The organism is Vibrio sinaloensis (assembly GCF_000808535.1).
In the GTDB taxonomy this organism is placed as follows: domain Bacteria; phylum Pseudomonadota; class Gammaproteobacteria; order Enterobacterales; family Vibrionaceae; genus Vibrio; species Vibrio sinaloensis_D.
Genome location: NZ_JWLV01000017.1, coordinates 24172 through 49695 on the forward strand (window position 1 = coordinate 24172; position 25524 = coordinate 49695).

Annotated in this window: 30 protein-coding genes; 15 read left to right on the top strand and 15 right to left on the bottom strand. The window is 47.6% G+C overall.

Features of this window, described 5'->3' with window-relative positions; translation table 11 throughout:
- Positions 1-6: 6 nt before the first annotated feature.
- The 6 genes from RJ47_RS11520 to RJ47_RS11545 are packed head-to-tail and all read right to left on the bottom strand — an operon-like array spanning position 7 to position 3976.
- Positions 7-1374, bottom strand: a complete 1368-nt coding sequence (locus tag RJ47_RS11520; protein ID WP_039483908.1) for an AMP-binding protein — start codon at positions 1372-1374, stop codon at positions 7-9.
- A gap of 3 nt (positions 1375-1377) precedes the next feature.
- A complete protein-coding gene (locus tag RJ47_RS11525; protein ID WP_039483910.1) occupies positions 1378-1938 on the bottom strand; it encodes a septation protein IspZ in 561 nt (186 codons plus the stop codon).
- Positions 1938-2195, bottom strand: a complete 258-nt coding sequence (locus RJ47_RS11530; protein ID WP_005473975.1) for an acyl carrier protein — start codon at positions 2193-2195, stop codon at positions 1938-1940. Before RJ47_RS11530 ends, RJ47_RS11525 begins: the two co-directional genes overlap by 1 nt.
- Before the next feature lie 17 nt (positions 2196-2212).
- Positions 2213-2473 carry a phosphopantetheine-binding protein gene (locus RJ47_RS11535; RefSeq protein ID WP_005473995.1) on the bottom strand — a complete coding sequence of 87 codons (261 nt, stop codon included), beginning with the start codon at positions 2471-2473 and terminating at the stop codon, positions 2213-2215.
- A gap of 16 nt (positions 2474-2489) precedes the next feature.
- Positions 2490-3254 carry a lysophospholipid acyltransferase family protein gene (locus tag RJ47_RS11540; RefSeq protein WP_005473943.1) on the bottom strand — a complete coding sequence of 255 codons (765 nt, stop codon included), beginning with the start codon at positions 3252-3254 and terminating at the stop codon, positions 2490-2492.
- Positions 3254-3976, bottom strand: coding sequence for a beta-ketoacyl synthase chain length factor (locus RJ47_RS11545; protein WP_039483911.1), 723 nt, complete (start codon positions 3974-3976; stop codon positions 3254-3256). Before RJ47_RS11545 ends, RJ47_RS11540 begins: the two co-directional genes overlap by 1 nt.
- Before the next feature lie 72 nt (positions 3977-4048).
- Between RJ47_RS11545 and RJ47_RS11550 the strand changes: the two genes are divergently transcribed.
- From RJ47_RS11550 to RJ47_RS11565, 4 genes are all read left to right on the top strand, one after another.
- Positions 4049-4441, top strand: coding sequence for a hypothetical protein (locus RJ47_RS11550; protein ID WP_005473881.1), 393 nt, complete (start codon positions 4049-4051; stop codon positions 4439-4441).
- A gap of 39 nt (positions 4442-4480) precedes the next feature.
- Positions 4481-5548, top strand: a complete 1068-nt coding sequence (locus RJ47_RS11555; protein ID WP_038135872.1) for a methyltransferase — start codon at positions 4481-4483, stop codon at positions 5546-5548.
- A 24-nt stretch (positions 5549-5572) separates the two neighbouring features.
- Entirely contained in the window at positions 5573-6823 is a 1251-nt protein-coding gene (locus tag RJ47_RS11560) for an NAD(P)/FAD-dependent oxidoreductase (protein ID WP_039483913.1), read from the top strand.
- An 82-nt stretch (positions 6824-6905) separates the two neighbouring features.
- Positions 6906-7157 carry a DUF3081 domain-containing protein gene (locus RJ47_RS11565; RefSeq protein ID WP_005473996.1) on the top strand — a complete coding sequence of 84 codons (252 nt, stop codon included), beginning with the start codon at positions 6906-6908 and terminating at the stop codon, positions 7155-7157.
- Positions 7158-7200: 43 nt separating this feature from the next.
- Here RJ47_RS11565 and RJ47_RS11570 read toward each other — a convergent pair whose 3' ends face one another.
- A complete protein-coding gene (locus RJ47_RS11570) occupies positions 7201-7557 on the bottom strand; it encodes a DUF413 domain-containing protein (protein ID WP_038135878.1) in 357 nt (118 codons plus the stop codon).
- Positions 7558-7763: 206 nt separating this feature from the next.
- On the opposite strand from RJ47_RS11570, the gene RJ47_RS11575 reads away from it, so the two are divergent.
- On the top strand, positions 7764-8657 hold the full coding sequence (locus RJ47_RS11575; protein ID WP_038212383.1) for a LysR family transcriptional regulator: 894 nt from the start codon (positions 7764-7766) through the stop codon (positions 8655-8657).
- A gap of 30 nt (positions 8658-8687) precedes the next feature.
- Here RJ47_RS11575 and RJ47_RS11580 read toward each other — a convergent pair whose 3' ends face one another.
- The gene (locus RJ47_RS11580; RefSeq protein WP_005469862.1) at positions 8688-8891 is read right to left on the bottom strand and encodes a hypothetical protein; all 204 of its coding nucleotides are present in this window, start codon (positions 8889-8891) and stop codon (positions 8688-8690) included.
- Between the two features lie 145 nt (positions 8892-9036).
- On the opposite strand from RJ47_RS11580, the gene RJ47_RS11585 reads away from it, so the two are divergent.
- From RJ47_RS11585 to RJ47_RS11595, 3 genes are read left to right on the top strand one after another with little or no spacing between them, the layout of a single operon-like run.
- Complete coding sequence (locus tag RJ47_RS11585; protein ID WP_039483915.1) at positions 9037-10398, top strand: DNA-3-methyladenine glycosylase 2 family protein; 1362 nt, start codon at positions 9037-9039, stop codon at positions 10396-10398.
- Positions 10395-10871, top strand: coding sequence for a methylated-DNA--[protein]-cysteine S-methyltransferase (locus RJ47_RS11590; protein ID WP_039483916.1), 477 nt, complete (start codon positions 10395-10397; stop codon positions 10869-10871). Before RJ47_RS11585 ends, RJ47_RS11590 begins: the two co-directional genes overlap by 4 nt.
- Before the next feature lie 3 nt (positions 10872-10874).
- The gene (locus RJ47_RS11595; RefSeq protein ID WP_039483918.1) at positions 10875-11279 is read left to right on the top strand and encodes a hypothetical protein; all 405 of its coding nucleotides are present in this window, start codon (positions 10875-10877) and stop codon (positions 11277-11279) included.
- Here RJ47_RS11595 and nhaD read toward each other — a convergent pair.
- Positions 11276-12712: a sodium:proton antiporter NhaD gene (gene nhaD / locus RJ47_RS11600; RefSeq protein ID WP_039483920.1), complete on the bottom strand. Its 1437-nt coding sequence runs from the start codon at positions 12710-12712 to the stop codon at positions 11276-11278. The two genes, RJ47_RS11595 and nhaD, sit on opposite strands and share 4 nt — an antisense overlap.
- A 381-nt stretch (positions 12713-13093) precedes the next feature.
- Here nhaD and RJ47_RS11605 point away from each other — a divergent pair, with 381 nt between their 5' ends.
- Genes RJ47_RS11605 through RJ47_RS11615 form a run of 3 tightly spaced genes read left to right on the top strand, consistent with a single transcriptional unit; the run spans position 13094 to position 15432 of the window.
- Positions 13094-13831: a nucleoside recognition domain-containing protein gene (locus RJ47_RS11605; RefSeq protein WP_038135894.1), complete on the top strand. Its 738-nt coding sequence runs from the start codon at positions 13094-13096 to the stop codon at positions 13829-13831.
- Positions 13831-14298 carry a YjiG family protein gene (locus tag RJ47_RS11610; protein ID WP_005469822.1) on the top strand — a complete coding sequence of 156 codons (468 nt, stop codon included), beginning with the start codon at positions 13831-13833 and terminating at the stop codon, positions 14296-14298. Before RJ47_RS11605 ends, RJ47_RS11610 begins: the two co-directional genes overlap by 1 nt.
- 9 nt (positions 14299-14307) lie before the next feature.
- Positions 14308-15432: a M20 family metallopeptidase gene (locus RJ47_RS11615; protein WP_039483923.1), complete on the top strand. Its 1125-nt coding sequence runs from the start codon at positions 14308-14310 to the stop codon at positions 15430-15432.
- 48 nt (positions 15433-15480) lie between these two features.
- On the opposite strand, the gene RJ47_RS11620 is transcribed toward RJ47_RS11615, so the two are convergent.
- The gene (locus RJ47_RS11620; protein ID WP_038135901.1) at positions 15481-16383 is read right to left on the bottom strand and encodes a LysR family transcriptional regulator; all 903 of its coding nucleotides are present in this window, start codon (positions 16381-16383) and stop codon (positions 15481-15483) included.
- Between the two features lie 119 nt (positions 16384-16502).
- On the opposite strand from RJ47_RS11620, the gene RJ47_RS11625 reads away from it, so the two are divergent.
- Both RJ47_RS11625 and RJ47_RS11630 read left to right on the top strand, forming a co-directional pair.
- Positions 16503-18521: an alkyl/aryl-sulfatase gene (locus RJ47_RS11625; RefSeq protein WP_039483925.1), complete on the top strand. Its 2019-nt coding sequence runs from the start codon at positions 16503-16505 to the stop codon at positions 18519-18521.
- Positions 18522-18662: 141 nt separating this feature from the next.
- On the top strand, positions 18663-19202 hold the full coding sequence (locus tag RJ47_RS11630; protein WP_038135907.1) for a phosphatase PAP2 family protein: 540 nt from the start codon (positions 18663-18665) through the stop codon (positions 19200-19202).
- 19 nt (positions 19203-19221) lie between these two features.
- Here the strand turns inward: RJ47_RS11630 and RJ47_RS11635 are convergent, their stop codons facing one another.
- From RJ47_RS11635 to RJ47_RS11655, 5 genes are all read right to left on the bottom strand, one after another.
- Positions 19222-19437: a TIGR02450 family Trp-rich protein gene (locus RJ47_RS11635; RefSeq protein ID WP_005469558.1), complete on the bottom strand. Its 216-nt coding sequence runs from the start codon at positions 19435-19437 to the stop codon at positions 19222-19224.
- Between the two features lie 118 nt (positions 19438-19555).
- Positions 19556-20860: a dicarboxylate/amino acid:cation symporter gene (locus RJ47_RS11640; protein ID WP_038135909.1), complete on the bottom strand. Its 1305-nt coding sequence runs from the start codon at positions 20858-20860 to the stop codon at positions 19556-19558.
- Positions 20861-21220: 360 nt separating this feature from the next.
- On the bottom strand, positions 21221-22276 hold the full coding sequence (locus RJ47_RS11645; protein WP_082016336.1) for a DUF4056 domain-containing protein: 1056 nt from the start codon (positions 22274-22276) through the stop codon (positions 21221-21223).
- Positions 22277-22320: 44 nt separating this feature from the next.
- Complete coding sequence (locus tag RJ47_RS11650; RefSeq protein WP_039483929.1) at positions 22321-23442, bottom strand: BamA/TamA family outer membrane protein; 1122 nt, start codon at positions 23440-23442, stop codon at positions 22321-22323.
- An 8-nt stretch (positions 23443-23450) separates the two neighbouring features.
- On the bottom strand, positions 23451-24317 hold the full coding sequence (locus tag RJ47_RS11655) for a hypothetical protein (protein ID WP_039483931.1): 867 nt from the start codon (positions 24315-24317) through the stop codon (positions 23451-23453).
- A gap of 245 nt (positions 24318-24562) precedes the next feature.
- Between RJ47_RS11655 and RJ47_RS11660 the strand changes: the two genes are divergently transcribed.
- Both RJ47_RS11660 and RJ47_RS11665 read left to right on the top strand, forming a co-directional pair.
- The gene (locus RJ47_RS11660; protein WP_038135919.1) at positions 24563-25162 is read left to right on the top strand and encodes a TetR/AcrR family transcriptional regulator; all 600 of its coding nucleotides are present in this window, start codon (positions 24563-24565) and stop codon (positions 25160-25162) included.
- A gap of 24 nt (positions 25163-25186) precedes the next feature.
- On the top strand, positions 25187-25510 hold the full coding sequence (locus tag RJ47_RS11665; protein WP_038135923.1) for a heavy metal-binding domain-containing protein: 324 nt from the start codon (positions 25187-25189) through the stop codon (positions 25508-25510).
- Positions 25511-25524: the final 14 nt, after the last annotated feature.

Genomic DNA, 25524 nt, shown 5'->3' on the forward strand with positions numbered 1-25524 from the left:
ACTTGCTTATTGGAATTGTTTTTCAATCTCGGCAACCTGTCGTTTGCCTTGGCTGTTTAATGGTATCTCTTTTACCAAGCGAAACTTTCTTGGAATTGCAATGGGTTCGAGCCAATCACGCAGTGCTTTACGCAATGCCAGCCAAAACTTACCCTTGCCCAGTCGCTCGATTTCCATTTCGCCAGATGCGGTCAAGACGATGACGGCATACAAAGAGAGGCGATTTCCTTCCGTCATAGTAATGACAGCGCTTTCACTGATCCAGTTCAGCTGATCTAAACGTTTTTCAACTTCGACTAATGAAATTCGTTTTTCTTCGACTTTAACGACTCGATCGGTGCGACCCAGTAATTCGAACGTCATACTATCATGAAAGCGACATTCATCGGCGGTTTGATACCAGTTGTCCCCGTCGATGTGTGGTGACTTAAGTCGTAGGCAGCGTTCACTGTTTAGTTCAGCTGTAACGCCGGGAAAAAGCTGCCATGGCGTCGAAGCGGACAGCTGCTGACGGTGAGCGATGCCCCCTGTTTCTGTGCTGCCAAACACCTCAATCGGACGTTGGTTGAACAAAGCTAAGCAATGCTCAGCAGCGGTCGTTGGCAAGGGGCCACCTGATGAAAACACCACACGTATCTCGGCGCTCTGGTGCTCTTGAGTCAGGCGCTTTAACAGGGCGGGGCTGCTGATTAATGTGGTATTTGGACTCGCGTGATGAACAACTTGTTCCGGAAACTCTAAGTTGCGCGTCGCAAAAGGGCGTCCTGCGCACAGTGGCCATAGTACGCGAAACAGTAATCCATAGATATGCTGATGAGAAACCGTGCTTTCGATGTTTGACGCCGCCAGCTTTTCACCCCACAAAGAGTCGAGTATCGCTACTTCGGTTTCCAGTTGATGCAGGGTCTTCGAGATCGCTTTTGGTTGACCGCTTGAGCCAGAGGTAAACAGCACCAAGGCGATTTCTTCGCTAGCTAGGGTTGTTTTTTCTAGCTCGACATCAGTGGGTGCAGGCTCGATTTGGCTTGTCTCAATCCCAGACTCAAGGGCAATCACATCATCGTGTAATAAGAGATCAAAATGCTCGCTGAGTTCGCGTACTGCTTCTGGCTGGTAGTTTCCTGGTAACACGAGAGATTTGTTCGCCAGACACGCGGCAAAAAAGCCAACGGCGAATAGATAGCTGTCTTCGAAGCACAGAGCGATGCGTTGAGCACGGTTGGCTTTCATTCTTGCGCTGTTGTACGCAACATCACTGGTGAACGTCTGCCAAGAGATCGCGCTGTTAGCCGTGAAAGCCACTTTACTACGGCCGCTTCTATCGGTGGTAAAAAGATCGCTAATGGAGGTAAATGATGTGGCGTTTAAGCTCATTAACTATGGATTCCTACGAACAAACTGGCGAACGATCCACTCGACGACAAACAGGCTGCCTGCAAGTAGGTAGCTGATCAATCCGTTGTACAGCGTCCAAATCTCCAGTGGCTGAAAACAGGTGTAAAGTGCGATGAGTGCATTGAATGCGAAAAAGACGCACCATATCTTTGTCACGCTGCGTGTATAGCGCACCCCACTTTCTGGTAAATCTGGCTCTTGGAGTCGAGCCAAGCGCTCAATCAGCGTTTGAGGCTGTCTTAAACTGCCAGCAAACAAAACAAGCATACACACGTTGACCACAACAGGGTAAAACGTTAGCCAGCCGTGCTGCCTGAACACAATGCCCAAGCCGACCAAAATGATCCCAGTTACGGCGCTGATCTGTGCGATTTGCTTGAGTTCTTTGACTTTGCTTCGTTGAGCGGTCAGTACCCGCAAAAGTAAGGCGGAGATAAGTATTATCCCCACCAGAGAGAGCCCGAATTTATCGATGCCGAAGTAAACGGCGAATGGATAAGCGAGTAAGACAACTGCAGACAGAGCTGTCAGCAATTGGCGCATTATGCTTCCTTAAGAAGCTCTGCGACTGCGTTTACAACGTCATCAACGGTGCGTACGGTGCTAAATTCTGCAGGCTTAATTTTTTTGCCAGTTACATTTTGCAGGTGTACGACAAGATCAACAGCATCGATGCTATCTAAATCCAGATCTTGGTAAAGGTGCGCTTCTGGAACAATATCAGCAGAATCAATCTCAAATAATTCTTCAAGTGCTTCTTTAACTTGGTTAAATACTTGTTCTTTGTTTAAATCTGTCATGAGAAAGTACCTAAGAATTACTCGCTAACTTGCGAAGAGATGTATTTTGCTAAATTGCTTACGGAAGCAAAGTGTTCACGCGTATTCGAGTCATCCGCGTCGATCACAATATTGTATTGCTTTTTGATAGCTAAACCCAGTTCTAGCGCATCAATCGAATCCAGACCTAAGCCATCACCAAACAGCGGCGCTTCAGTCTCTATATCTTCTACGGTGAGATCTTCAAGATTCAATGCATCAATAATAAGTTGTTTAATTTCGTTGTGTAATGTTTCCACTGGGACCTGCTTGTAACTATTGGTTTTCTGGGAAGAGAGCTTCGCTTAAATGTTGCTGCAAACGTCGTGCAGCAATATTAGGGGACGTAGTTTGCTCTATAAATGGCTTAACCTCAACTTTATCCTTAACTTCGACAAGGAAAAAAGGTTTAGTTGGGGGAACTTGATACCACTTTTTCTCTTTTGTGAGAAAACTAGGAGTTACCGTAATATGTACTAGACGTAGGTCCGTTTCTGTTCTAACAGCAATTTGGGCAGAACCGCGTTGTAATTTGGATGCTTTACCTGGCGTAGTGCGTGTGCCTTCGGGAAATACCAACAAAACGTTGCCTCGATCAAAACGCTCAGAACACATCGTGAGCAAATCATCAGGTGTTTCGTTAGGGATATAGCCCGCCGCTTTGACAATGTGCTTCATAAAAGGATTGGACCAGATGGCCGATTTTACTAGGCAGTCGCAACGTTCGAGTTGAGAAGCGATTAGAACGTAGTCTATTAAACTGGGGTGATTGGCAACGATGAGGCAGTTGCGGTCAGCCTTGAGTTTTTCAGCGCCCACGATTTTGTAGTCGATAGCGCCCGTAAATTTCATCAGACGGCAAAAAAGGTCAAAACTACGCTGAATGGCCCCTTGAACTCGGTACTCTCGCTCAATTTGGTTTTTACTTGTTAGGCGGATGTAGGGATTGGCTAAAAAACTGAGCCCTAATCCACCTAAACCAAAGACCGAAAAACAAAAACCAGTAGCGACGACTCGCCAATATTGATTCAGTTTGTTCATTATCGCTGCCACACCCAAGATTGAGTCCGCGAGTGGGTCTGCCATGATGATTCATCAGAAACATAGTGCCGGATAAAGTCCAGAGCCTGCGGAAATTGTGGCTTAAAGTCTGAACCTGATTGACCTGCCACACGAATCTCATCGCCAGCAGAGAGGATTAAACCTAACGCGTAGCCTCGGTATTCAAACTCTTCATATTGATTGTAAACCTCTGGCAGGGGTTCATCGAAATCAACCAACATCACCTTATGCTCTGGATTGCTCTTCAAATACACCCAAGCTTCTAACAGGGCACTTTGAAAGGTATTGTCGCCAGCGGCAATGGAGGTAAGAGGAATCGGCTTTTTGGTTGCAATCGTCGCAAGGCCGGCCGCTGTGTTGTGCACTGACTGCGAAAACGCCATGGGTGAGGCTTCTTCTCCCGCCACCACGTCTTGAATGAGTTGAGCGCTTCGTGTGAGTTCTCCATGACGGCTAGCAAAGACAAGGTAGTCCACTTTGTGTTGCTCTAGCAGTTCGATACTGGTTTGCACTGCGAGTTTACTCAAGCTGCTCATGCGTCGTCGCATCATTGGCGGAATTGCGTTAACTGGCGCTTTACCATCTTCGGGCCATGCGAGTGTTTTTGACCACTGCTGCCAATCGCTGGGCTGAGAAATGCCATCGGAATGGGCAAGCCATGCATCGATGTTAAATGAAAGAATTATGTTTGAATCGGGCATAAGATATTGAATTGTTGTTGTTGCAGCGAAATACTAGTACTGAACTACACATAAATTAAAGGAAACATTACTATGTCACCATTAAAATGGCTAAGCGCTTCGTTGTTGGCACTATTACTTGTTGGCTGCGGCCGTGTACAACCTGTATTGAACGTCGAGGATACTCCAGTTGGGTATAATCTTCAAAGTAAACAAGTTAAGTTGGCAATTATGCAAGCGGCATCCAATCGAGGTTGGGTCATCGAAGAAATCAGCCCAAGTGAGCTTAATGCCAAATTAACGGTACGTAGCCATTTCGCTGAAGCAAAAATTACATATAACGACAAGTTTTACTCCATTACTTATCTCAACTCAGTAAATTTAAAAGCGAGCGATGGCAAAATTCACCGCAACTACAACCGTTGGGTGAATAACTTAAACGTTGATATTAAACGTCAACTGTCTGTTATCGCTGCGGCGCAGTAATTTTTACTCTTACTATTAATTAGGAATTAGGTTTTTTCCGTGTTACATAAAAATAATGACCCGTTTAACGCTCTAGAAGCGAAAACAGAAGCTCAAAAACTCTCTTTTGCACCTATCGTATTTCATACGGCACGTACATTGCGTGATTTGGGTGTATTAGCTGTGTTAGATAAAGCTGGAAAAGAGGGCTTGAGTGCACCTGAAATTGCAGAGCAAACAGGGGTGTCTGAATATGGCGTCAAAGTCTTGTTAGACATGGCGATTAGCGCGCATATTGTGATGTGGGAAAAACCTAATTATTCACTTGCGAATCTAGGCTTCTTTTTGCTCCACGATGGCATGACCCAAGCGAACATGGATTTCACTGCGGATGTTTGTTACGCCGCGATGATGCACCTCACAGAATCGATCACGGAGGGAAAACCTGCCGGTTTGAAAGAGTTAGGTGACTGGGAAACCATCTACCAAGGGTTATCTACTTTGCCTGAGAAAGCAAAAGAGAGCTGGTTCAAATTTGACCATTTTTACTCGGATCGCTCTTTTCCGATTCTGCTAGAAGAAGTGTTCAAATCAGAGCCAAAAACGATCGTCGATATTGGTGGCAACACCGGCAAATGGGCGATGCAGTGTTGTGGTCATAATCCGGATGTTGAGATTACGATTGTTGATTTGCCGCAGCAACTTGAAATGGCCATGCAAAACGCGAAGGAGAAAGGCTACGCGGATCGTGTCCACCCATACCCTGCCAACATGCTGGATAAGTCTCAATCGCTTCCGGAACATGCCGATGTCTGGTGGATGAGTCAGTTCCTTGATTGTTTTTCACCGATGGAGATTCTGAGTATTCTGAAACGCGTGAAGCAACAGTTACGCGCGGGTGATGCGGTCTACATCTTGGAGCTGTTCTGGGACGCACAAAAGTATGACGCCGCATCATACAGTTTGAATGCGACATCGCTTTACTTTACGTGTTTGGCGAACGGAAACAGCCGTTTCTATCGCAGCGACGATTTCTTAGAAATTATCGAAGCCGCGGGATTAGTGATTGAGGAGCGAACCGATAACATCGGCCTAGGTCACACCTTACTTAAACTTAAAGCGCAATAGTACGCAGAAAGAACAGTCATCATTATGAAAACAGAATCTACTCAAGTTGTTGTCGTTGGTGCGGGCCCTTCTGGCTCGACGGTCTCTGCGCTATTGCAAGCACAGGGTGTGGATGTGATCGTGATAGAAAAGGCAGAGTTTCCGAGGTTTTCTATCGGCGAGAGCCTGTTGCCGGCGTGTATGGAAGTTGTAGAGCAAGCTGGGATGACGCAGGCCGTGGCGGAACACGGTTTTCAGTTTAAAGATGGGGCAGCGTTTCGTCGCAATGGCGTATACACCCAGTTCAACTTTACCGATAAGTTCACACCAGGCCCGGGGACAACTTATCAAGTACAACGTGGCCATTTTGATAAAGTCTTGGCTGACAGCGCGGCGCAGCAAGGTGTTGAAATTCGTTACCAGCATGAGTTGATCGATTTAGCTTTTGTCGGTGAGCGCTCTTTGCTAACAGTGAAAGACGCACACGGTGAAATCTACCAAATTGATGCAGCTTACGTGTTAGATGCCAGCGGTTTTGGTCGAGTGTTGCCTAGAATGCTGGATCTGGAAGAGCCGTCTTGCTTGCCTCCGCGAAAAGCGATTTTCACGCATATTGTCGACAACATTGATGGTCAATCGATCCACTACGATCGCGACAAGATTCTGATTTCGGTCCATCCGACTAACCATGATGTGTGGTACTGGTTGATCCCTTTTTCCAATGGCGTGTGCTCACTGGGCGTGGTGGGAGAGCCTGACTTCTTTGCTGATTACTCAGGCGACAAACTGGATGTGCTAAAGCAGATTGTGAATCAAGAGCCGGGCCTTGAGCAACTGCTCGCAAACGCAGAGTACCCGAACCCCGCAGGAGAGCTTGGCGGTTACTCTGCTAACGTAAAACACCTAGCCACAGCTCATTACGCACTGCTTGGCAATGCGGGCGAGTTTTTGGACCCTGTGTTTTCATCTGGAGTCACGATTGCCATGAAATCTGCTCAATTTGCGGCACAATGCGTGGTTAAGCAGCTTGAAGGAGAGCTTGTGGATTGGCAGAAAGAGTATGCCGAGCCATTGATGGTCGGCGTGAACACTTTCCGAACCTATGTAGAAGGCTGGTACAAAGGTACTCTACAAGACGTCATCTTCCATCAAGATCCGAATCCTCGTATTAAAGCGATGATCAGCTCTATATTGGCCGGTTACGCATGGGATACAACAAACCCATATGTTAAAAACAGTCAGCAACGATTGAACACTCTGGCTGAGGTGATTCGAGCAGAAAAAACTCACGCCTAGTTTGATGTTTCTCAAAGGGAAAAGTTGGCTAAATCGTCGCTCTCTGTTCATACTTTAAGAAAGTTGACGAGGAGTGTGAGCGATGAAAAACGAACTTGATCCGACCAAAGTGTTGCAGGCTTACGAAACGGTCATGGCAAAAGGAACGCCTACTGAGTACGGAAAAATGTATGAAGGGGTTGAAGCGTTTGCTGACTACGATGGGTACAACGTCTATATGCGTGGGAATGGGGTAGAGCTCAAAGTCGGCTTCCACAACACCTATCACCTAGACTATGACCAAGAACATCTGCGTGACAGCTTTTTAAAGAAAGTGGCATCCTTAGCAAAATAATAAAACAGAGCCCCTGGCAAACGCGAGGGGCTCTATTTTTTAATTAATCTTCTTCAGCCATTACCGAATCTTCAGAGAAGTCATCGGTAGCCTCTGGCTTGTTGCGACCATTTAACGTATGGAAGCGTTTACGGCCACGGGCAAGCTGGACGTATTTTAGCCAAACTCTTTCAAGTTTTGTCTTCGCTTTACCTGGGTTTTCCAGTACTTTAACGAAGTGTTTCTCTTCCGAGTTGTCCGGAACAATTTCACCAGATTCTAGACCTAGCATGGTGTCGCCATAAAGCGTTAGAATTTCTTCTTCTGCAAGCGTAAAATCACCAGACTTCGCGAAGCCTCTTGGAAACTTAGTGTTGTCGTAAAAACGTTTTTTGCCGTGACGAAATTGTGTGTCAGACATTATAGTAGCCTCTATAACCTACATTGATGAAATACCCAGAGCGGTACAAAGCGAAAGTTAGGCGTAAATTTAACAAAAGAAAAACAAAACCTTTTTATCGTGACTATTGAACAGTTTTATGAAACTTAGGTAACAATTTGTTTAATGTGAACTACGTAATTTTTCAGTTTTTGCTATTGTGAAAGATTACACCTAGAGGAAATTAGATGGACGTAAAAGTCTTTAGAACGTTTTTGGAATTAGCCAACGTTCGCCACTTCGGCCGTGCCGCTGAGAACCTTTACATCACTCAAGCTGCGGTAAGTGCCCGAATCAAGCAGCTTGAAAGCTACTTTGATACGCAATTGTTTATTCGCGATCGAAACAACATCAAACTGACCTCTGCCGGAGAGCGTTTAATTGGCTACGCTGAGGTCATGGTAAGCACGCTGCAGCAAGCCAAGCTCGAACTCTCGCTTGAAAGTGGAAAAGCCCTGCAGTTGACTCTGGGTGGGACGCCAAACGTATGGGATGCTTACTTACAAAACTGTCTAAGCCTTGTCACTGATGAGTTTGAAGGTTATGGCTTTATGGCCGAGATTATGGGCCGTGAAGCGTTAAATCGCAGCTTGCAAGAGCGCACCCTCGACATGGCGTTTGCGTTTGACCAAATCAAAGCCGATGAACTCAACTGCAAAAAAGTGGCGGATGTGGTGTTGGTTCTTGTGTCTACAGAAGAGCAAGACCTAGAGCACGTGTTCGAAGATAAGTACGTTTACGTTGACTGGGGGACGAAATTTGCCTCAGAGCACGCTGAGCGTCACCCAAAAATTCCAGCCCCTTATTTGCGCACATCTACTGCGCGTATTGCGTTGGACTTCATTTTGGAGAAAGGCGGTAGCGCTTACCTTCCTGCGTCGATGGTTGAGCCATTTTTGACCAACGAACAGCTTTATAAAGTGAAAGGCGTCGAAGATTGGTGTCGCCCGATTTATCTTAGCTATCGTAAGGCAAGTACTTCGATTGAAGCGATCGAACAAGTTGAAGAGTTAGTCAAACATATCGATCCTGTCACTGCCTATACATTGCAGCAAATGGCGGATTTTCCAGTGGAAGAATAAAAAGAGCCTCTCAAACGAGAGGCTCTTTTTTTATAGGTTCATTAAACTCTCTATCGACTCTTCAATGCTTAAATGGTGGAACGAATGAACATTCTGACCATCGGTCGCATCAATCAGTATTCGGTTGATATTGGATGCGCCATGCTCATCAATAATGCCTAGTGTTTGTTCGACGTTATCACACGTCATTACCACATTGTCACCAAGGACAAGGGTGCAAGAGTGCAGGTTCATAGCCAACTTCCTTATTATTTATCATCTGCATTTTTTAATTTAGAAGAGTTTCAACAGATCGCAAATTCATTGAGTTCCGAAAATGGCTAGTATTGTGCCGAGGGTGATTTAGACTGGAGGCATCATAACGATTCAGGACGAGAGTATGAGCGGTTTAGCTACCTTATCGACGTTAGAATGTCAGCGAGCTCGTATGGCTCGAGATGCGCGATTTGATGGTCGATTTTATGTTGCGGTAAAAAGTACTGGGATATTTTGCCGACCGATATGCCCTGCCAATCTCCCCAAGGAAGAAAACGTCGAGTATTTCATCGACAAAGCGCAAGCACTGCAAGCAGGCTATCGACCTTGTTTGCGATGTAAGCCAGATAGCGCTCCGAGCTCCTGGGCATGGAAAGGGGTCGAAACCACTCTCTATCGAGCGTTGCAGCTTATCGAACAAGGAGAGTTGCAGAGTCGCAGCTTGGCGCAACTTGCGACACGCTTGGGTATCAGTGATCGCTATTTGCGTCAGCTATTTCAAACCCATTTGGGGATGGCGCCAAAGCAGTATGCGCAGTACCAACAACTCATGTTTGCTAAACACTTGCTTCACTCAAGCTCAATGAGCGTCACAGATATTGCCTTTGCGAGTGGTTTTAATAGTGTGAGACGTTTTAACGATGCGTTTAAACAAATATTGAAGCTAACCCCGAGCCAAGTACGCAAACAAAAACAGGAAAACATGGACACAAACTACATTGATCTCGCCTACCAAGGGCCCTTAGATTGGCCAAGGATGCTTGATTTCTACCGCTTGCGAGCAATCGAAGGGTTAGAGAAGGTTGACGACACAAGCTACGAACGCGCATTCTTGCTGGACGGCTGCGCGGGCTGGTTTCGCATTTCCCAACACAAAGTGGGGGTGATGCGAGTCGAGTTCACCCTTGAGGACACCAAGCTGGTAAAAAAACTGGTTAATCAGCTAAGGCGCATGTTTGATTTGGACAGTGATGTGTTGAGTATTGAAAACCAGCTTCATCAACTCGATGCCAATTTCGTTCAGCACTCTGGCATTCGTATTCCGGGGGTATGGAACTGCTGGGAAGCGGGGGTTCGAGCCATTCTTGGTCAACAAGTGTCGATAAAAGCGGCGATCGGGCAGCTTAATTTATTGGCTCAGACATTGCAGCCTGAAGGGGTGACTCACTTCCCTACCGCGCAAGACATTGCTGGTGCTGATTTGAGTTTTTTACGTATGCCACAAAGTCGAAAAGAGACCTTAGCGCGCTTTGCCCAAATCATGAGTCAAACACCGGATATCGCTCTGGAAGAGTGGCTAAAAATCAAAGGTATTGGCCCTTGGACGGTCAACTATGCTCGTCTACGCGGCGCATCTGAGCCAAACTGTTTTTTGGAGGGAGATTTGGTGGTCAAAAAGGCGCTGGTCCATTTTCCCTCGATCACTAAAGAGATGGTCTCACCTTGGGGCAGCTACGCCACTTTTCACTGCTGGAGTCACGCATGAGCACTTACTACACTGTTTTTACCACGCCACTAGGAGAGATGACGCTGCAAGCGGACGCTGACGGTTTACTTGGCGCGTGGTTTGAAACTCAGACAACACAACCAAAAGAACTCGGACAATACACAGAATCTGATTCTATACTTAATAATGCAATCAAACAGTTACAAGAATACTTTTGCGGTGAAAGAACCGAGTTCAATTTGCCTTTGTCTGCCCGAGGTACGCAATTCCAGCAACAGGTTTGGCATGCCTTAACCACCATCCCTTACGGAGAGACGTGGAGCTATCAAGAGTTGGCAAATGCGATAGGCAATCCGAAAGCGGTGAGAGCTGTCGGCTTAGCCAATGGTAAGAACCCGATCTCTGTGATTGTTCCGTGCCACCGAGTGATTGGTAAAAATGGTAAGTTGACAGGGTATGCCGGTGGCGTCGAGCGAAAGGCGCAACTGTTGAAGCTAGAACAAAAGGAGTAGTCAATGGCAACCGAGCGTTTTGGAATCATCTTGTCCGTTGTTGGCATCAGTGCGTTGATGCTGCTTGTTGGCTGCTCGGAAGAAAAAGCGGTACGCATGCTCAATAAGCAGACCTATGAGTTTACGGGCACTTTTGAAAACCAATACAACCAAGATTTGCTGAAGTTTTCGGACGCTCAAGTCACGTTTGTTCGTGAAGGTGAACTCAACTTGACCAAGCCCTTTGAAGTGAAAGGAAACGATCTGACCATCACGATGCGAAATAGCTCGAAAGAGAAACGAGAAGACATCGTGATGAGGATTCACGGCCAGAACGAGTTGCTTACATGTAGCACATGTGCCAAGTATCAACTGGCTAGTGTCTGGCAAAAGCGCGATTTCACGCCTTTGCCAGTGGAATCTAATTAAGTAAACAGGTGGGTGTTGAGCATCATATGGACGAGGATACTTGCGGTGTATCCAAGAGCGATGACGGGCATCCATTTTAGGTGACCAAAGAAGGTGTATTTGCCATGAGCCGCGCCCATCAACGCTACGCCTGCAGCAGAACCAATCGACAGCAAACTGCCTCCTACTCCGGCAGTGAGTGTGACTAACAGCCAGTTCCCCATCGACATTGTCGGCTCCATGGTAAGCACAGCAAACATGACTGGAATGTTATCTACAATCGCGGACAAGATGCCCACCATCACATTCGCCCACACAGGATCCCATTGGGTGTACATGACTTCTGAAATCAAGCCTAAATAACCCAACAGGCTCAAGCCTCCTACACACATAACCACGCCGTAGAAAAACAGTAATGTATCCCACTCGGCATGGGAGACTCGTCTAAATACATCAAACGGGACAACAGACCCAAGGCGTTTTAACGCATGGTCATCACGGTTAGCAATGGCCATGGCCGCTTTTTTATGCAGCGATGCTTTAAGTGTTCTGCGTAGGAAAAACCCAAAGAACTGCAAGTAAGCAAGCCCCATCATCATGCCAATGACAGGCGGGAAGTGCAGCACCGCATGGAAGGCGACGGCCGTCGAAATCGTGAGGATAAACAAGGCGACAATTCTGCGCGCTCCGCGTTTAAGTTCAACATGCTGGTGGACCACATTCGGCTTAGTGTCCGGAACAAAGAATGACATGATCAAAGCAGGGAGCAGGTAATTGACCACTGAGGGCAAAAAGAGCGGCATAAACTCTGCAAAGGAGACATGACCCGCTTGCCAAACCATCAGCGTTGTAATATCCCCAAACGGGCTAAACGCGCCTCCGGCATTGGCGGCGATAACAATGTTGATGCAGGCAAGATTGATAAATCGAGTGTTGTCTCCAGCAACTTTCATCACCACAGCGCACATCAGTAATGCAGTCGTCAGGTTATCGGCAATTGGAGAGATAAAGAATGAGAGAATACCCGTCAACCAAAACAGCGCGCGAAAGTTGAACCCTTTGCCGACCATCCAAGCCTGAAGTGCATCAAACAGTCGCCGCTCTTCCATCGCGCTTATGTATGTCATGGCAACCAGCAAAAACAGCAGTAATTCCGCGTATTCGAGCAAGTTGTGTTCTAAGGCGGCTTTAGCAACCTCTATTTGATCATACTGAGAATAGACGTAGCCAATCATTGCCCAGATGATGCCCGCTGCAAGAAGAACGGGCTTTGATTTTCGCAATTGCAAATACTCTTCGAGCATGACCAAGGTGTACGCAATAGCAAAAATGAGCAACGCGGCATAGCCGATGGTAGATTGGGTTAGGGGCAAAATCTCACCTGAAGCGTTGGCAGCAAAGGCGGTGAGGGGGGATAGCGTTAAAGCAATAAAGACTGACCACTGCAGTTTCATACTTCCACTCCTTTGAAAGATGATTGTTGTTATACCCAAGTAACCTCACGTCTGCGCGCATTTAGAAGTCACTTGGGTATAAGCAATGGCCTCATAGTCTAATGGGCTTTTGCCTATTGGTTTGTGAGATAGGTTTGATCTGTTTGAATTTGCATCATTTTTTAACGATTGGTGAAGAATTTATGAACTCGAGTGATATGCAATGTTGATTTATGTGGTTGGAAAAATCTGCCATTTACGCTCATTATCACAAAATATAATAGCAAGTTAAAAGATATTAATAGTTCGTTTCACTATTTGATAAGGATCATCCTAACGCCATACGATTTAATTCAAGATCCTATGCGTTCTGTTCCACATAAACTAATGCATAGGTGATTTATGTCTGATTCAAATCAAAAGGAGCGCAAAGTCACGTGGGGTTGCTACGTTGCTTTGGCGTTCGCCGTTGTCTTTTTTTCCGGGCTGATGAAGTCCAATGACTGGTATGGTGTGCTTGACTTTACCACGCTGAATGGCTCTTTCGGTAAGGTCGCTTACGACGTCACAGAAACCGCTGAAGGCGTAGAAGCAGCAACCACATCCCTGCGCGGTAAAGGTGGCAGTGGCGCGCGCGATGGTTTTATTTTCGCATTGACTCTGATCCCAACCGTTATGTTCGCATTGGGTGTGATCAATGTGCTTGAGCACTACGGTGCGCTGGATGCCGCGCGCAAACTTCTGACGCCTCTTCTTCGCCCGCTGATGGGTATTCCTGGCAGCTCCGGTCTTGCGTTGATTGCTTCTTTGCAAAGTACCGATGCAGGTGCCGCCATGACCCGTCAGCTCAAAGACGAAGGTAGGCTGACTAAGCGCGAAACCGACGTATTCACCATGTTCCAGTTCACCGCTGGCGCGACCATTGTTAACTTTTTCTCGTCGGGTGCGGTGCTGTTTACCCTAACGCTGGCTGATGGCTCTTTGGCTGTGACTTCTTCGATTGGTTTGGCGGTTGCCATCATGTTTGTCTTCAAATTTGTCGGGGCGAACTTATTCCGTATTTACCTCAACATCACGGAAGGCAAAGAAGACAAGCAAGATAAGCGTGATGCGCAAAACCTAAAAGAGGAGACAGCATAATGAGCGAAGTAAAAGCAAGAAAGCCAATGGTGACGGACATCTTCGTTGAAGGCGCAAAGAAAGGTTGGGTAATTGCAACGACCTCTACCGTACCGAATGTCTTGATGGCGTTTGTGATCATCAAAGCGCTACAGATTACGGGCGCGCTCGACATGATGGGCACAGTATTTGCGCCGATTATGGCTGTTTTTGGTTTGCCGGGTGAGGCGGCGGCTGTTTTGATTGGTGCATGGATGTCGATGGGCGGCGCGGTAGGCGTTGTGATCACGCTGTTTGACCAAGGTATCTTAAATGGCGCGCATATCGCTATCTTAGCACCTGCTATCTACCTAATGGGCTCTCAAGTTCAGTACATGGGACGCATCATGGGCCCGATCGGCACTGAAGGTCGCTACATTCCTGTGATGATCGCGATTTCAGTATTGAACGCTTTTGGCGCCATGCTAGTCATGAACTTGTTTGTATAGGGCTGAATGATGACGTTTTCACTGAATGACTACCTCGAAGAGCTCCGTCCGCTGATTGATGTCGACTGTGGTACCTACACGGTCGAGGGGATCGAATGTATCGCCACTCAATTTGAGCGTAAGTTTCAACAATTGCAAGGTTGGCACGTCAAACGCGTCGATTGTGGTAAAGCTGGCGTTGGTTTAGAAATTCGCAACAAGCCAGAGGCATCCGATATTGATGTTATGCTGATTGGCCATATGGATACGGTCTTTCCTGTCGGGACTGCAGAATTGCGCCCAATGACAACCGATTCTGATAAAGCCTACGGTCCCGGCGTGTCTGACATGAAGTCTGGTTTGCTCAATATCGTTTATGCGATGCGCAATTTGGATCGCAGTGTCTTAGATTCGCTCTCAATCTGTATCTGCATGAACCCAGACGAAGAGACCGGCTCTCTTGACTCTGTCGATTGGATTCAGGCCACCGCCAAACAAGCAAAACACGTTCTGGTGGCAGAGGCAGCGCGTGCGGATGGTGGCTTGGTCAAGGCTCGCAAAGGCATGGCTCGTTACAAAATCACCTTTGATGGGGTCGCCGCACATGCAGGTAATGAGCCGGAGAAGGGCCACAGTGCAATTACCGAAATGGCCAATTGGATCCTAGCCATCAACGCGATGACCAACTTTGACTCTGGCACAACGCTGAACGTGGGGATTGTGTCGGGTGGTGCGGGAGCCAATATTGTCCCTGAACACGCAGAGGCTATTGTTGATGTCCGTTTCTGGAACAACGGTGAATACGATGATGTCGATACCGAGTTAACGGCTCTATCTCAGCAAGCGTTTGATGCAGGTGTGCGCATTACGTTAGAGCGCGAAGCGTACAAACCTTCTATGGTGCCAAGCGAGCAAACCGAAGCGTTAATGGCACTAGTCGAACAGGCAGCCGATGAGCTTGATATTGACATCAACTGGAAAGAAGTCGGTGGCGGCTCAGACGCGAACAACACCGCGATTCTAGGCGTACCTACATTGGATGGCTTAGGGCCAATCGGTGCGGGTTTCCACAGTGACCAAGAGTACTTGTTACTTGAGTCGATTGAACCGCGTATTCGATTGTTGATGCGAGTTATCGAGAAAATTGCTCAGTAACCAATGCCTTCATTTTAAAACTAAGCCCCAAACTTTTGGGGCTTTTTCTTATTCACTGACAAAGTAAGACTTAAGTTTCTCTCTTAGCCACAAATTCGCTGGGCTGTGCCTCATGCGATTATGCGTTAACAGTCGGTACTTAACTGGGATGCTGGTAAATGGGGCGTCGAGTACTTGTAGATCGAGTCGGTCTGCAAACTGATTCGCGATGCTTCTGACCATAGCAGCAAGGCAATTGGTGTTGGCGATCATCGTCATTTGCGATACCAGAGAATCACACTCTGCCGCGACTTTCCGTTCGCCTATGGACTCTTCGGTAAAATAGTCAGCCAGATAGGCATCTTCGCGTCTGAGTTTGAGCGTGACGTGCTTTTCGTCGTAGAACTGCTCAAGTGTCAGGGAGCCCTTAACTCTTGGGTGATCTTTGCGAGCAATAATGCAGATTTCGTCGGTACAGAAAAATTCTGAGAAGAAGGAGGGCGCGGAGTAGTTAGCAAAGTCGATGGCAAGATCGGCTTTCTGTTGGTTGAGGTTATGGATGAGCTTTTCTTCGCTAGACAGTGTCGGATGCAGTTCAATTTCAACATTGCCTAGAGTCTGATCCGCTTCAATTTTTGGTAGCAACATCAGCATCATAGGCTCGCTGGTGTACACCACAAAGCGGCGAGAATTGTCGGTACTGAAGCGTTCGATCCCTTCGATGGCATTGTGAATTTGGTTGAGCGCTGGCTCGATTTGGCGCGCTAATTCATGGGCTTGGTGGGTTGGCGCGATCCCTCGGCCGGAGCGAATAAAGAGTTGAACCCCCAACTGTTGCTGAAGCCGCTTTAAAACGCCGCTTACGCCGGGTTGCGTTAGTCCCATTACGTCGGCGGCAACGGTGATTGAACGATGCTGATAGACGTTAAGAAAGACTTTAAACAGATTCAGATCGATGGAGGCGTCATTCATACTTCTTCCTAATACATAACATTTCGCGATGTTTTGTATAAATTCTCATGTATATATCCTGATGTGTCAAATGAGTACATTAGTCCTGTACCCAATAAAGAGACACTACGAGGCTCCCTATGACACACCGTTTTGCACCTTCAGCCATTTCACTTGCACTTATGGTTTCATTCTCAGCATCGGCAGATTATGCCAGCCTAGAGACTTACCAAGGAAAGCCTGCGACCACGCACACTCAACAAGCGAATGCGACACTCGCTAAATCGCTACCTTGGCAAGATGTCAGTGCATTTGAGCGCACGCAAAAAGGATTGATTGCGGAGTTTGGAACCCATGAAGCCGGCGAGCTAAAAAATCGCTTTGAATACATGGCTGACATGAGCGTCAACGAGCTGCCAGCGTCGGTTAACCCTTCAATTTGGCGTCAAGGGATGCTGAATTACGCAGCAGGCGGTTTATACCAAGTGACTGATGGTGTGTACCAGATTCGTGGCGCAGACCTGTCGAATATGACCATCTACCGTACTGACAATGGCTACGTGATTCACGACCCACTGCTTTCAAAGCAAGCGGCGGCGGCGTCTTGGGAGTTTGCGAAAATGCACTTACCTAAGATCAACGGTGAACATAAGATTACGGGCATGATTTATTCGCACATGCACGCCGATCACTTTGGTGGCTCACGCGGGATTTTTGAGTCTGGTGACTTTGTCGAAGGGGCTCCAATCTACGCACCAAACGACTTTATTAAAGAGCTGGCCGATGAAAACGTCATTGCAGGAGCTGCGATGGGACGCCGTGCCAACTACCAGTACGGCACAACACTCGACAACAACACGCAAGGCATTGTTGATAACGCGCTAGGTCTGGGTACCTCTCGTGGTGAAGTTACCTTAGTGGCTCCGACGCAAGAAATTGAAGAGCGAGAGAAAGTCATTACCATTGATGGCTTGGAGTTCCACGCGATTAACATGCCTGGCGCGGAAGCTCCAGCTGAGATTGTGCTTTACATTCCAGAGTATCGCTCATTGAATACCGCAGAGCTCACCTACGATGGCATGCACAACATCTACACCTTCCGCGGAGCGAAAGTGCGCGATGCCCTGGTGTGGACGAAATACCTAACTGAACTCAAGCTGCGTTACGTTGATAGTGGTTTGGTTGATAACATTCATGCTGCGCACTCTGCGCCGGTTTGGAATGACGCCAACACCAAGACCAATGAAATTGCGGACTACATGACGCTGCAACGCGACAACTATGGCTTTATTCATAACCAAGCGATGCGCTTAGCCAATCATGGTGTGACCATTCATGATGTGGGTCGTGAGATAGAGAAGATCATTCCACAATCACAAAAAGAGACATGGCACACCAATGGTTACCATGGTTCATACAGTCATAATGCTCGCGCGGTTGTGAACCTGTACTTGGGCTACCACGACATGAACCCAGTGAACACGAATCCACTGCAAACCAAAGAAAAGTCGTGTGTTTATGTGAAAGCCGCAGGCGCAGAAACACTGTTCAAAGCGGGTAAAACGCACTTTGACAATGGCGAATACCAAGAGGCATCACAACTGTTTAATGACCTTGTGCAGTGTGACCCAAGCAACATCAACTATCGTTTTGCGTTGGCGGATAGCTTTGAACAGCAAGGCTACCAATCGGAAACCATGGCTTGGCGTAACTCTTACTTACAAGGTGCGGTAGAGCTGCGTACTGGCGAAATTCAGCCTTCGATTAAATTGGCGTCGGCAGATGTTATCGCAAACACCCCGACTGGCATGTTCCTCGACTTCTTGGCGGTGAGATTGAATGCAGAAAAAGCAGAGCAAGCGGGTCTCGACTTTAGCTTCGGTATTCATCACCCTGACTTGAACGAGTCTTACTTTGGTGAAGTATCGAACTCAAATATGGCGAACATTGAAGTGGAAAGCCTACCAAAAACAGACGTCACGTTGGAGATCACCAAAACTGATATGACGGCGATGGTGCTAGGTCAAACGACCTTAGAGAGCTTGGTTAAATCAGGCAAAGCGAAGTTAACGGGGGAGGCTAATTTAGTTACCCAACTTGCGGCAACGCTAGATGACTTTGATGGTATGTTTGAAATATTGCCAATGCCAACGAAATAATTAAGGCGCTTATTCGATGCCCTTCAGTGTGACACGCTGAGGGGCATTTTTCTTTTTTTTACAAACCATTACGCTCGCTACTTTGACAACAAACTTATCCCTGCTGTATGGTTCGACTCGCCCAAATACGTAGGAATCATCATGAAGTTAAAACAGGTAAGTATTATTGTTGGTGGTCTGGCTCTATCTTGCGCCTCTCATGCCAGTAACAAAGAGAGTTGGGAAACGTTCAGTGATGTGGGCGCCTATGGATTGGTGGGGATTGCCGCCGCTGTACCCCTTTATAAAGGCGATTGGGAAGGCTTTAAGCAGGCAGGTTTTAGTATCGGTACGGCTTCTGGGATCGGTTTGATCGGCAAGAACACCATTGATGCCGAGCGACCTGACGGTAGCGATAATAAGAGTTTCCCGTCCAATCATACGGCGAACGCCTTTGCTTCGGCGACCACCTTGCACTTGCGCTATGGGTGGGAAGTGGGCTTACCTGCTTACGGCATTGCCACTTTGGTGGGCGTTGGTCGAGTACAAGCGGATAGACATTATTGGCGAGATGTCGCCGCGGGTGCTGCGCTGGGAATGGTGTCAGGATGGATCTTTACCGAGTCCTACGACAGTTCGGTTCAAATCCTTCCTTGGGTTACTAGCAATGGCGCAGGCGTCAACGTTGCCTTTGCTTGGTAGTTCACTCAGAGACCGAGCGTCACTTCCATCCTTGTTGCCATTTGCTGCTGTCTTTGAGCTCTCTCCAGTTTATTTCGTACTCGTTTTTCGACATGACCGCTTCTAAGACGCAGCGACTAACGCTGCCGTCTTCGTCGAACTCAACCTCGGAAATTAAAAAGTGTTTCTCTTTTCGTTGTGGCTTTACTGCTGTCCACTTGCTGTGATGGAGCTTGGCGGGATTGATACGATGCATAGTGACCTGACCTAATGAAATTTAACGGGTTTTACGAACGAGCCATCATTTAGTTCAGATAGAAAAAAACCAGCGACGTGTGTCGCTGGTTTTTTTGTTTTCGTGGGAAGTGAGCGGGTTACGCTTCTTGGCGTTTTAGATGCACTTCTTCTTCCTCGACACCGGCCATTGGATCGTTGAAACGCTCTTCGTTCAACGCACCTTCTGACTTAGCAACAATTACAGTTACTGCGCTATCACCGGTAATGTTTACCGCGGTACGAATCATATCCAATAGGCGGTCAACACCCATGATAAGCGCGATACCTTCCAGCGGCAGACCCACTTGGTTCAACACCATGGCCAACATCACTAGACCAACACCAGGAACACCCGCTGTACCGATAGACGCCAATGTTGCTGTTAGGATAACCATCAGGTAGTCACCCATAGTGAGGTCAATGTTGAACGCTTGAGCAATGAAGGCTGTCGCCACACCTTGCATGATAGCCGTACCATCCATATTCACTGTCGCCCCTAGTGGCACGGTAAATGACGATACGCGGTTGTCTACGCCCATACGGTTCTTCGCTGTTTCCATCGTCACTGGAATCGTAGCGTTAGATGATGCGGTCGAAAACGCGAACATAATCGCATCTTCCATCTTCTTCAAGAAGGTGATTGGGCTAAGACCAGTGAAGCCTTTTAGCATCACGCTGTAGGTCACGAGACCATGAAGAACCAAGGTTCCTGCCAGTACCAAGAAGTACTCAGCTAGGTTGACGATGGCGCTAAGACCAAGGCCGGTAAACAGCTTCGCCATTAGGAAGAACACGCCAAATGGGGCGAGGTTCATCAAAATCGCAACCAACTTCATGATGACTTCGTTTAAGTCAGAGAAGAACGCGGCGATACGTTCACCAGGTTTACCCGCGGCACTGATTGCGATACCAAACAAGACCGCAAACACGATAACTTGAAGGGTTTTGCCTTCAGCCATCGCGCTGATTGGGTTGGTTGGGAACATATCGATGATGACTTGACCCAGCGACGGTGCTTCCGCCGATTTGAATGAGCTTGCTGCAGTTAGATCAGCCCCTGCGCCTGGTTGGAACAGATTGCCCATGGTCAGTGCTAGCGTGATAGCAACAGCCGTTGTTGTGACGTAAAACGCGAGAGTTTTACCGCCCATTCGACCAAGTGTAGAAAGATCTTTTAGAGAGCTTGTACCGCAGACTAGTGAAACAAACACCAGTGGTACGACAAGCATTTTTAAGCTGGCAACAAATATTTGCCCACCAACTTCAAACAGTCCATTGACGATGTATGTGTCGACAAATCCGTTGTCGGCAAAGAGGGTGCGAATTGCAAATCCTGTCAAGATACCCGCGACCATACCCAGAATTACTCGAGCTGTCAGCGACATCGGTTTCTTGGTATTCATAGTGAACACTCCTTATAGTTATGCACCTTGAGATCACTTCAAGGCGAGCAGGAGGTTATCAGGCGAGTCGATAATTCAGAAATCAAAAAAGCGTTATCGATTTATAGATGTGATCTAGATCACTGCTATTTTGTGGTATTTAACAGTTTGATAACGGTATTGTTTAATTAATTATTCTGCTTTCTATCATATTTAACATGTAAAATGCTGCTCATTAATACTTTGTTACTTCTCATTACTTGAGAAAGTGAGTGCATATAACGATGTCATTCGACCCAAAGTGCATATATAGTCAGGCGTTATGCAATTGGCTTTGGCATTTTTTATTAATAGGTTTCCCCGTATAACAGTGCTCAAGGTTTACGGTTTTATCTTGTGCGCTTGAATCCCCAACTTGATCATGGCGTTTTTATCGACTTGCTCTGCATAGTTTGCGAGTGATTGAAAATCCTTACTCGACCATGAAGACTTGGTTCGGATAGCACTCGGCAGTTTATCAAACGCGTCTTCTTCGTCTGCCGCGATGAAGCTGACTGAGAGCCACTGCTCTATGGGCTGGTTATTGTCAAAGGTCTCACTCAACTGCAGGCGGTGAGAAGCCGTTGGATAATTGGGCATCAAGGACAAGGACAAATGGTAGTCACGATAGATAAGTGCCCACTTGTTTGGCAGGCGTTTGCTGCTGTCCCACCAAATGCCGTCGAGCTGTTGGATTTTCTCCTTGGTGACCGATTTCGTTACCGCGTTGAGCTCGGATAACGCCGTTTCTAGTGCGTAGTCCATGGCCGCTGAAAACTGCTTGGTGTTTAGCGTTGGGGCCGCGATTAATATCTGTTTCGCGAGATGGGCGCCAAGCATGTTGGAGTACAAATCTTCCGATGAGAAAGCCGAAGCGAGCTCATCAAAACCGCCGACAGAAACCATACCAAACCATTGCGCAATTTCGTGCCATTGCGCTAAGCGAAAGGCGGTTAATGCGGCGGCCTCGGCACTGTAGGTGATTTTCTGCTCTTTACTCAGTGGCTGCGTTTGCGGGTGCCAAGTTACGCGGCGAAGTCTCAATTCTGCAGGTAAGTCGATGCGATGAGACGTACCCAAATAGCCTTGGTTGAGCTGAAAAATGTAGTAAGTGTAGTCAGCTGTATCACGAACATGCGCCGTGTCGATAAAACCGCCCTGCTTGGTAAACACAAGCCCGTTGGTTTCATCCGCTAGCCCGAGCAAACTGCCGGAGATAGAAGCGCTGCCATCATTGTAGTGATGGTCGCCGACACTGCCTTTATCGACGACATTCTCTAGGGAGAAGAAAGGCACTGGCACGCTACCAAGTTGAGCTTTAAGATCCACACCGAATGCGCAGCACGGTCGAACACCGACAGGCGCGTTAAGCTCGTTTGCGTGAACGTTAAGCCCCATGACCGCAATCACGGCAAGGAGGATAATTTTTAATCTTCCCACGTCTAAAATGCCTCATTGACTTGAAAATAAAATCCGCTGCTCTCTTTGCCAACACCTAAATCAACACGGACGTTAATTTTGGCTTTGAACGCAAATCGATAGCCGACGCCAATAGACGGCAACCAGCGATCTTCAAACAGGGCTTGATAGCTTGGCGCCACATTCCCAGCCCCCAACCAAGCAACCATACCGTGTCGGCCAGTCAGTGTTCGGCGCAGCTCGATTTGCGTCGATAACTGATGCTTGTCGCGATATTGGCCTTGGTAATAGCCACGCATACGTTTGTCGTCGCCAAGCTGGGCATAGTCAAACCAAGGGGCGTCGCCAAAAATGGATTGTGAATAGACTTCCATCGCCAACACGGTGTTGGCGTCGAATTGAGCGTAGTGCCTTGCATTGATGGTGAGGTGATCGTAGCTTTGCTCGCTGCCAACGACGCCACGGTTAGCTATCCATTCAATATCGATAAACTGTCCGCGACTTGGGTTTGGTTCAAAGTCTCGGCTGTCAAACTCCATCCCCAGCACAACCCCGCTGCTGGTGGCGTCTTTAAGGCCGGGTACCAGTGGTTTGTTGTCCACCTCTTCCATATGACGATAAGAGTGCCATTTGAAACCTGCCTTGACGTAAACATGGTCTGCGACTTCTAAAGCCAACTTTGGGTTAATCAGTAACTTTTGACCTTGATACGGGGTTTTGTTGGCATTGTCCTGCGCTGATTGCTTGCCGATTCCCCAATAATAACCGGGCTCGTGACTGATCCAGGCTTCACCAAGCAGTCGCAGCGAGTCTTGTTGCAAGTATGTTCGATTGTTAATGCCCAGCCCGTATGAACCAGACGTAGAGCCGTATGACGTCACAGTTAACGTTGAATAGGGAACACCGGTTTGCCAATCCATGGGGCGATAAAGTCCGACGGCGGCCACGCCAATACCCAGCCCTTGCTCAGGGTTGACGAATGGACCGGGCAGTACGCCCCAATCGATAAGCTTAGTGTGATCGACCGTTTCACTAGAGCCTAGCTGAGTAAGCAGCGTGTCTATCCAATCGTTGTCTTCCTCGTTCGCTAGGCTGGCTGGTACAAACAGTAGCGCCGCAATTGCAAGGGTAAGTTTTGCTTTCATATCGCCTCCTAGAATCGGCGATCCAGTGAGAGGAACACACTTTGCCGTTCACCAAAGCCCGCTTCACCCAAAACGTACCAGTTGGGAGACAGTTGATATTGAAAGCCTGCCAATGTGTTCCAAGGAGAGGTTAAATGCTGTTTGACTTCGAATTGGCCTTGTAGACCGCTGAAGTTGCCACCGAGATCTGCGATCGAGCCGGTTAAGTATTGTTCGACATTTTGGTACATGCCGCCCACCCAAACGCGCAGTGGAACGCCCGTGTTGTGGAAGTCGTAACCGATACGAGGAGAGACCACTATGGCGTCAATGGTGCCATCGACAACCGTCAAAGTGGTTTGGGTATAACTTGCATCAACCAGTGAAAACCAGTTGTCCACTCCACCCGCAAGGACCATCCCAGCGCCAAAGGTATAGCCGTCGAGATCCAATCGGAAGTCATTAATCTTGGTATTGAGCAAAGGCTTCTCGGTGTTTTTTATTCCCACCGAGACGTTCACATCCGTTTCAGAATAGCCGTCTAACTTCCCCGCCAATGCATACAGGTTAAGGAATGGGAATAGCCAGACATCCGCTCGGAGAGTGACGACGTTGGTGACCTGTTTTCCGGGCTCGGCTTCCATTTGGATATCTGCGTACTTGTCGATCAGCTTGTCGAGCAGGGGGCGACCCACCTTTAAATTGTTTAAGCCGATGGAGTCAACGTTGATGCCTTGTTGCATCCCCATGTAACTGAGATTGAAACCAATAGGCTTTGGTAGCTCATAGCCTAGAGCCTGTGCTTGCTCCTTCCAAATAGGAAGTGAAATCGAGTCAGCGAAAGCGTAAGAAGAGAATAGGCTGCAAGCAGTAAGAAGAAAGAAGCTGCGTTTCATAGTGTCGTCAATGCGTGTAACGAGGACTCTGCGGGTCAGACCCGTGCTTATACGTGAGCCGTTACGAAGTAATCAAGCCGCCAAAACCGTGTTTGGACGATCCTAGGTGAGCCAGCAAGGCGCCGACTCGATAAAAAGTGAGCGCATCATACTCCTCAAATCAAAAAAGTAAACTTTAAAGTATACTTTTAGTTGTTCTCGCTTATAATCCGCGCTCTTTGAGCTGAAGATGGAAGAATCTGCCCATGAAATTGTCCGATAGAAAGCGACTCGCGTTGATTGAAAGTGCGCAGGCGGAATTTATCGAGTTTGGCTATGCTGCCGCGAACATGGATCGTGTTTGCGAACGCGCTCAAACGTCGAAACGAACCCTTTATCGGCATTTTTCGAGCAAGGAAGTGCTGTTCTTTGCCGCGGTCAAATCGGCGCTCACGGCCCGTGATGACGCGTTGGCGCTAATCTACACCCCGTCGATTTCTGTGGAGCAACAACTTGCCGACTATCTCTTACAAAAGCTGGACTTCCTCTACCATGATTTTGGTATGCCATTGGCAAAGATGGTGATAGGCGAATTTATTCGAGCGCCAGAATTGTCGGAAAAGTATCTTCATCAACTGCAAAACCACGACGATAAGCTCGAGCAGTGGTTTGCCGATGCCATCGAAGATCGCAAACTCAAAATGCAAGATCCTGCCCAGATGAGCAGTATGCTAATGTGCCTATTGAACGGGAATTTCATGTGGCCTCAGTTGGTCGCGAACCAAGAGATTCCGTCTCGTGAACGTAGAAAACAGATCATTGCGGATATTGTACAGCTGTTTCTCGATGGTTATCGCTGTCATTAACTCCGCCAAGATAAGGAAAAAGTGATGATTAAAACTACAACTTCAGTCGTGGAAGGAAAGCCTGTACAAGATTATTTGGGTGTGGTTGTTGGCGAAGCCATCTTGGGCGCGAACATTTTTAAAGACATGTTTGGTGCCATTCGTGATGTGGTTGGCGGACGTTCAGGTGCGTATGAGCGGGAAATGGGCCGCGCACGTGAAATTGCGTTCCAAGAAATGGAAGAGCAAGCTCGCTCAATGGGCGCGGACGGCATTGTCGGTATCGATATCGATTATGAAGTGATTGGCAGTGGCGGCAGTATGATGATGGTCAGTGTCAGTGGTACTGCGGTGAAATTTAAGGTCTAATACCGCAATTAATG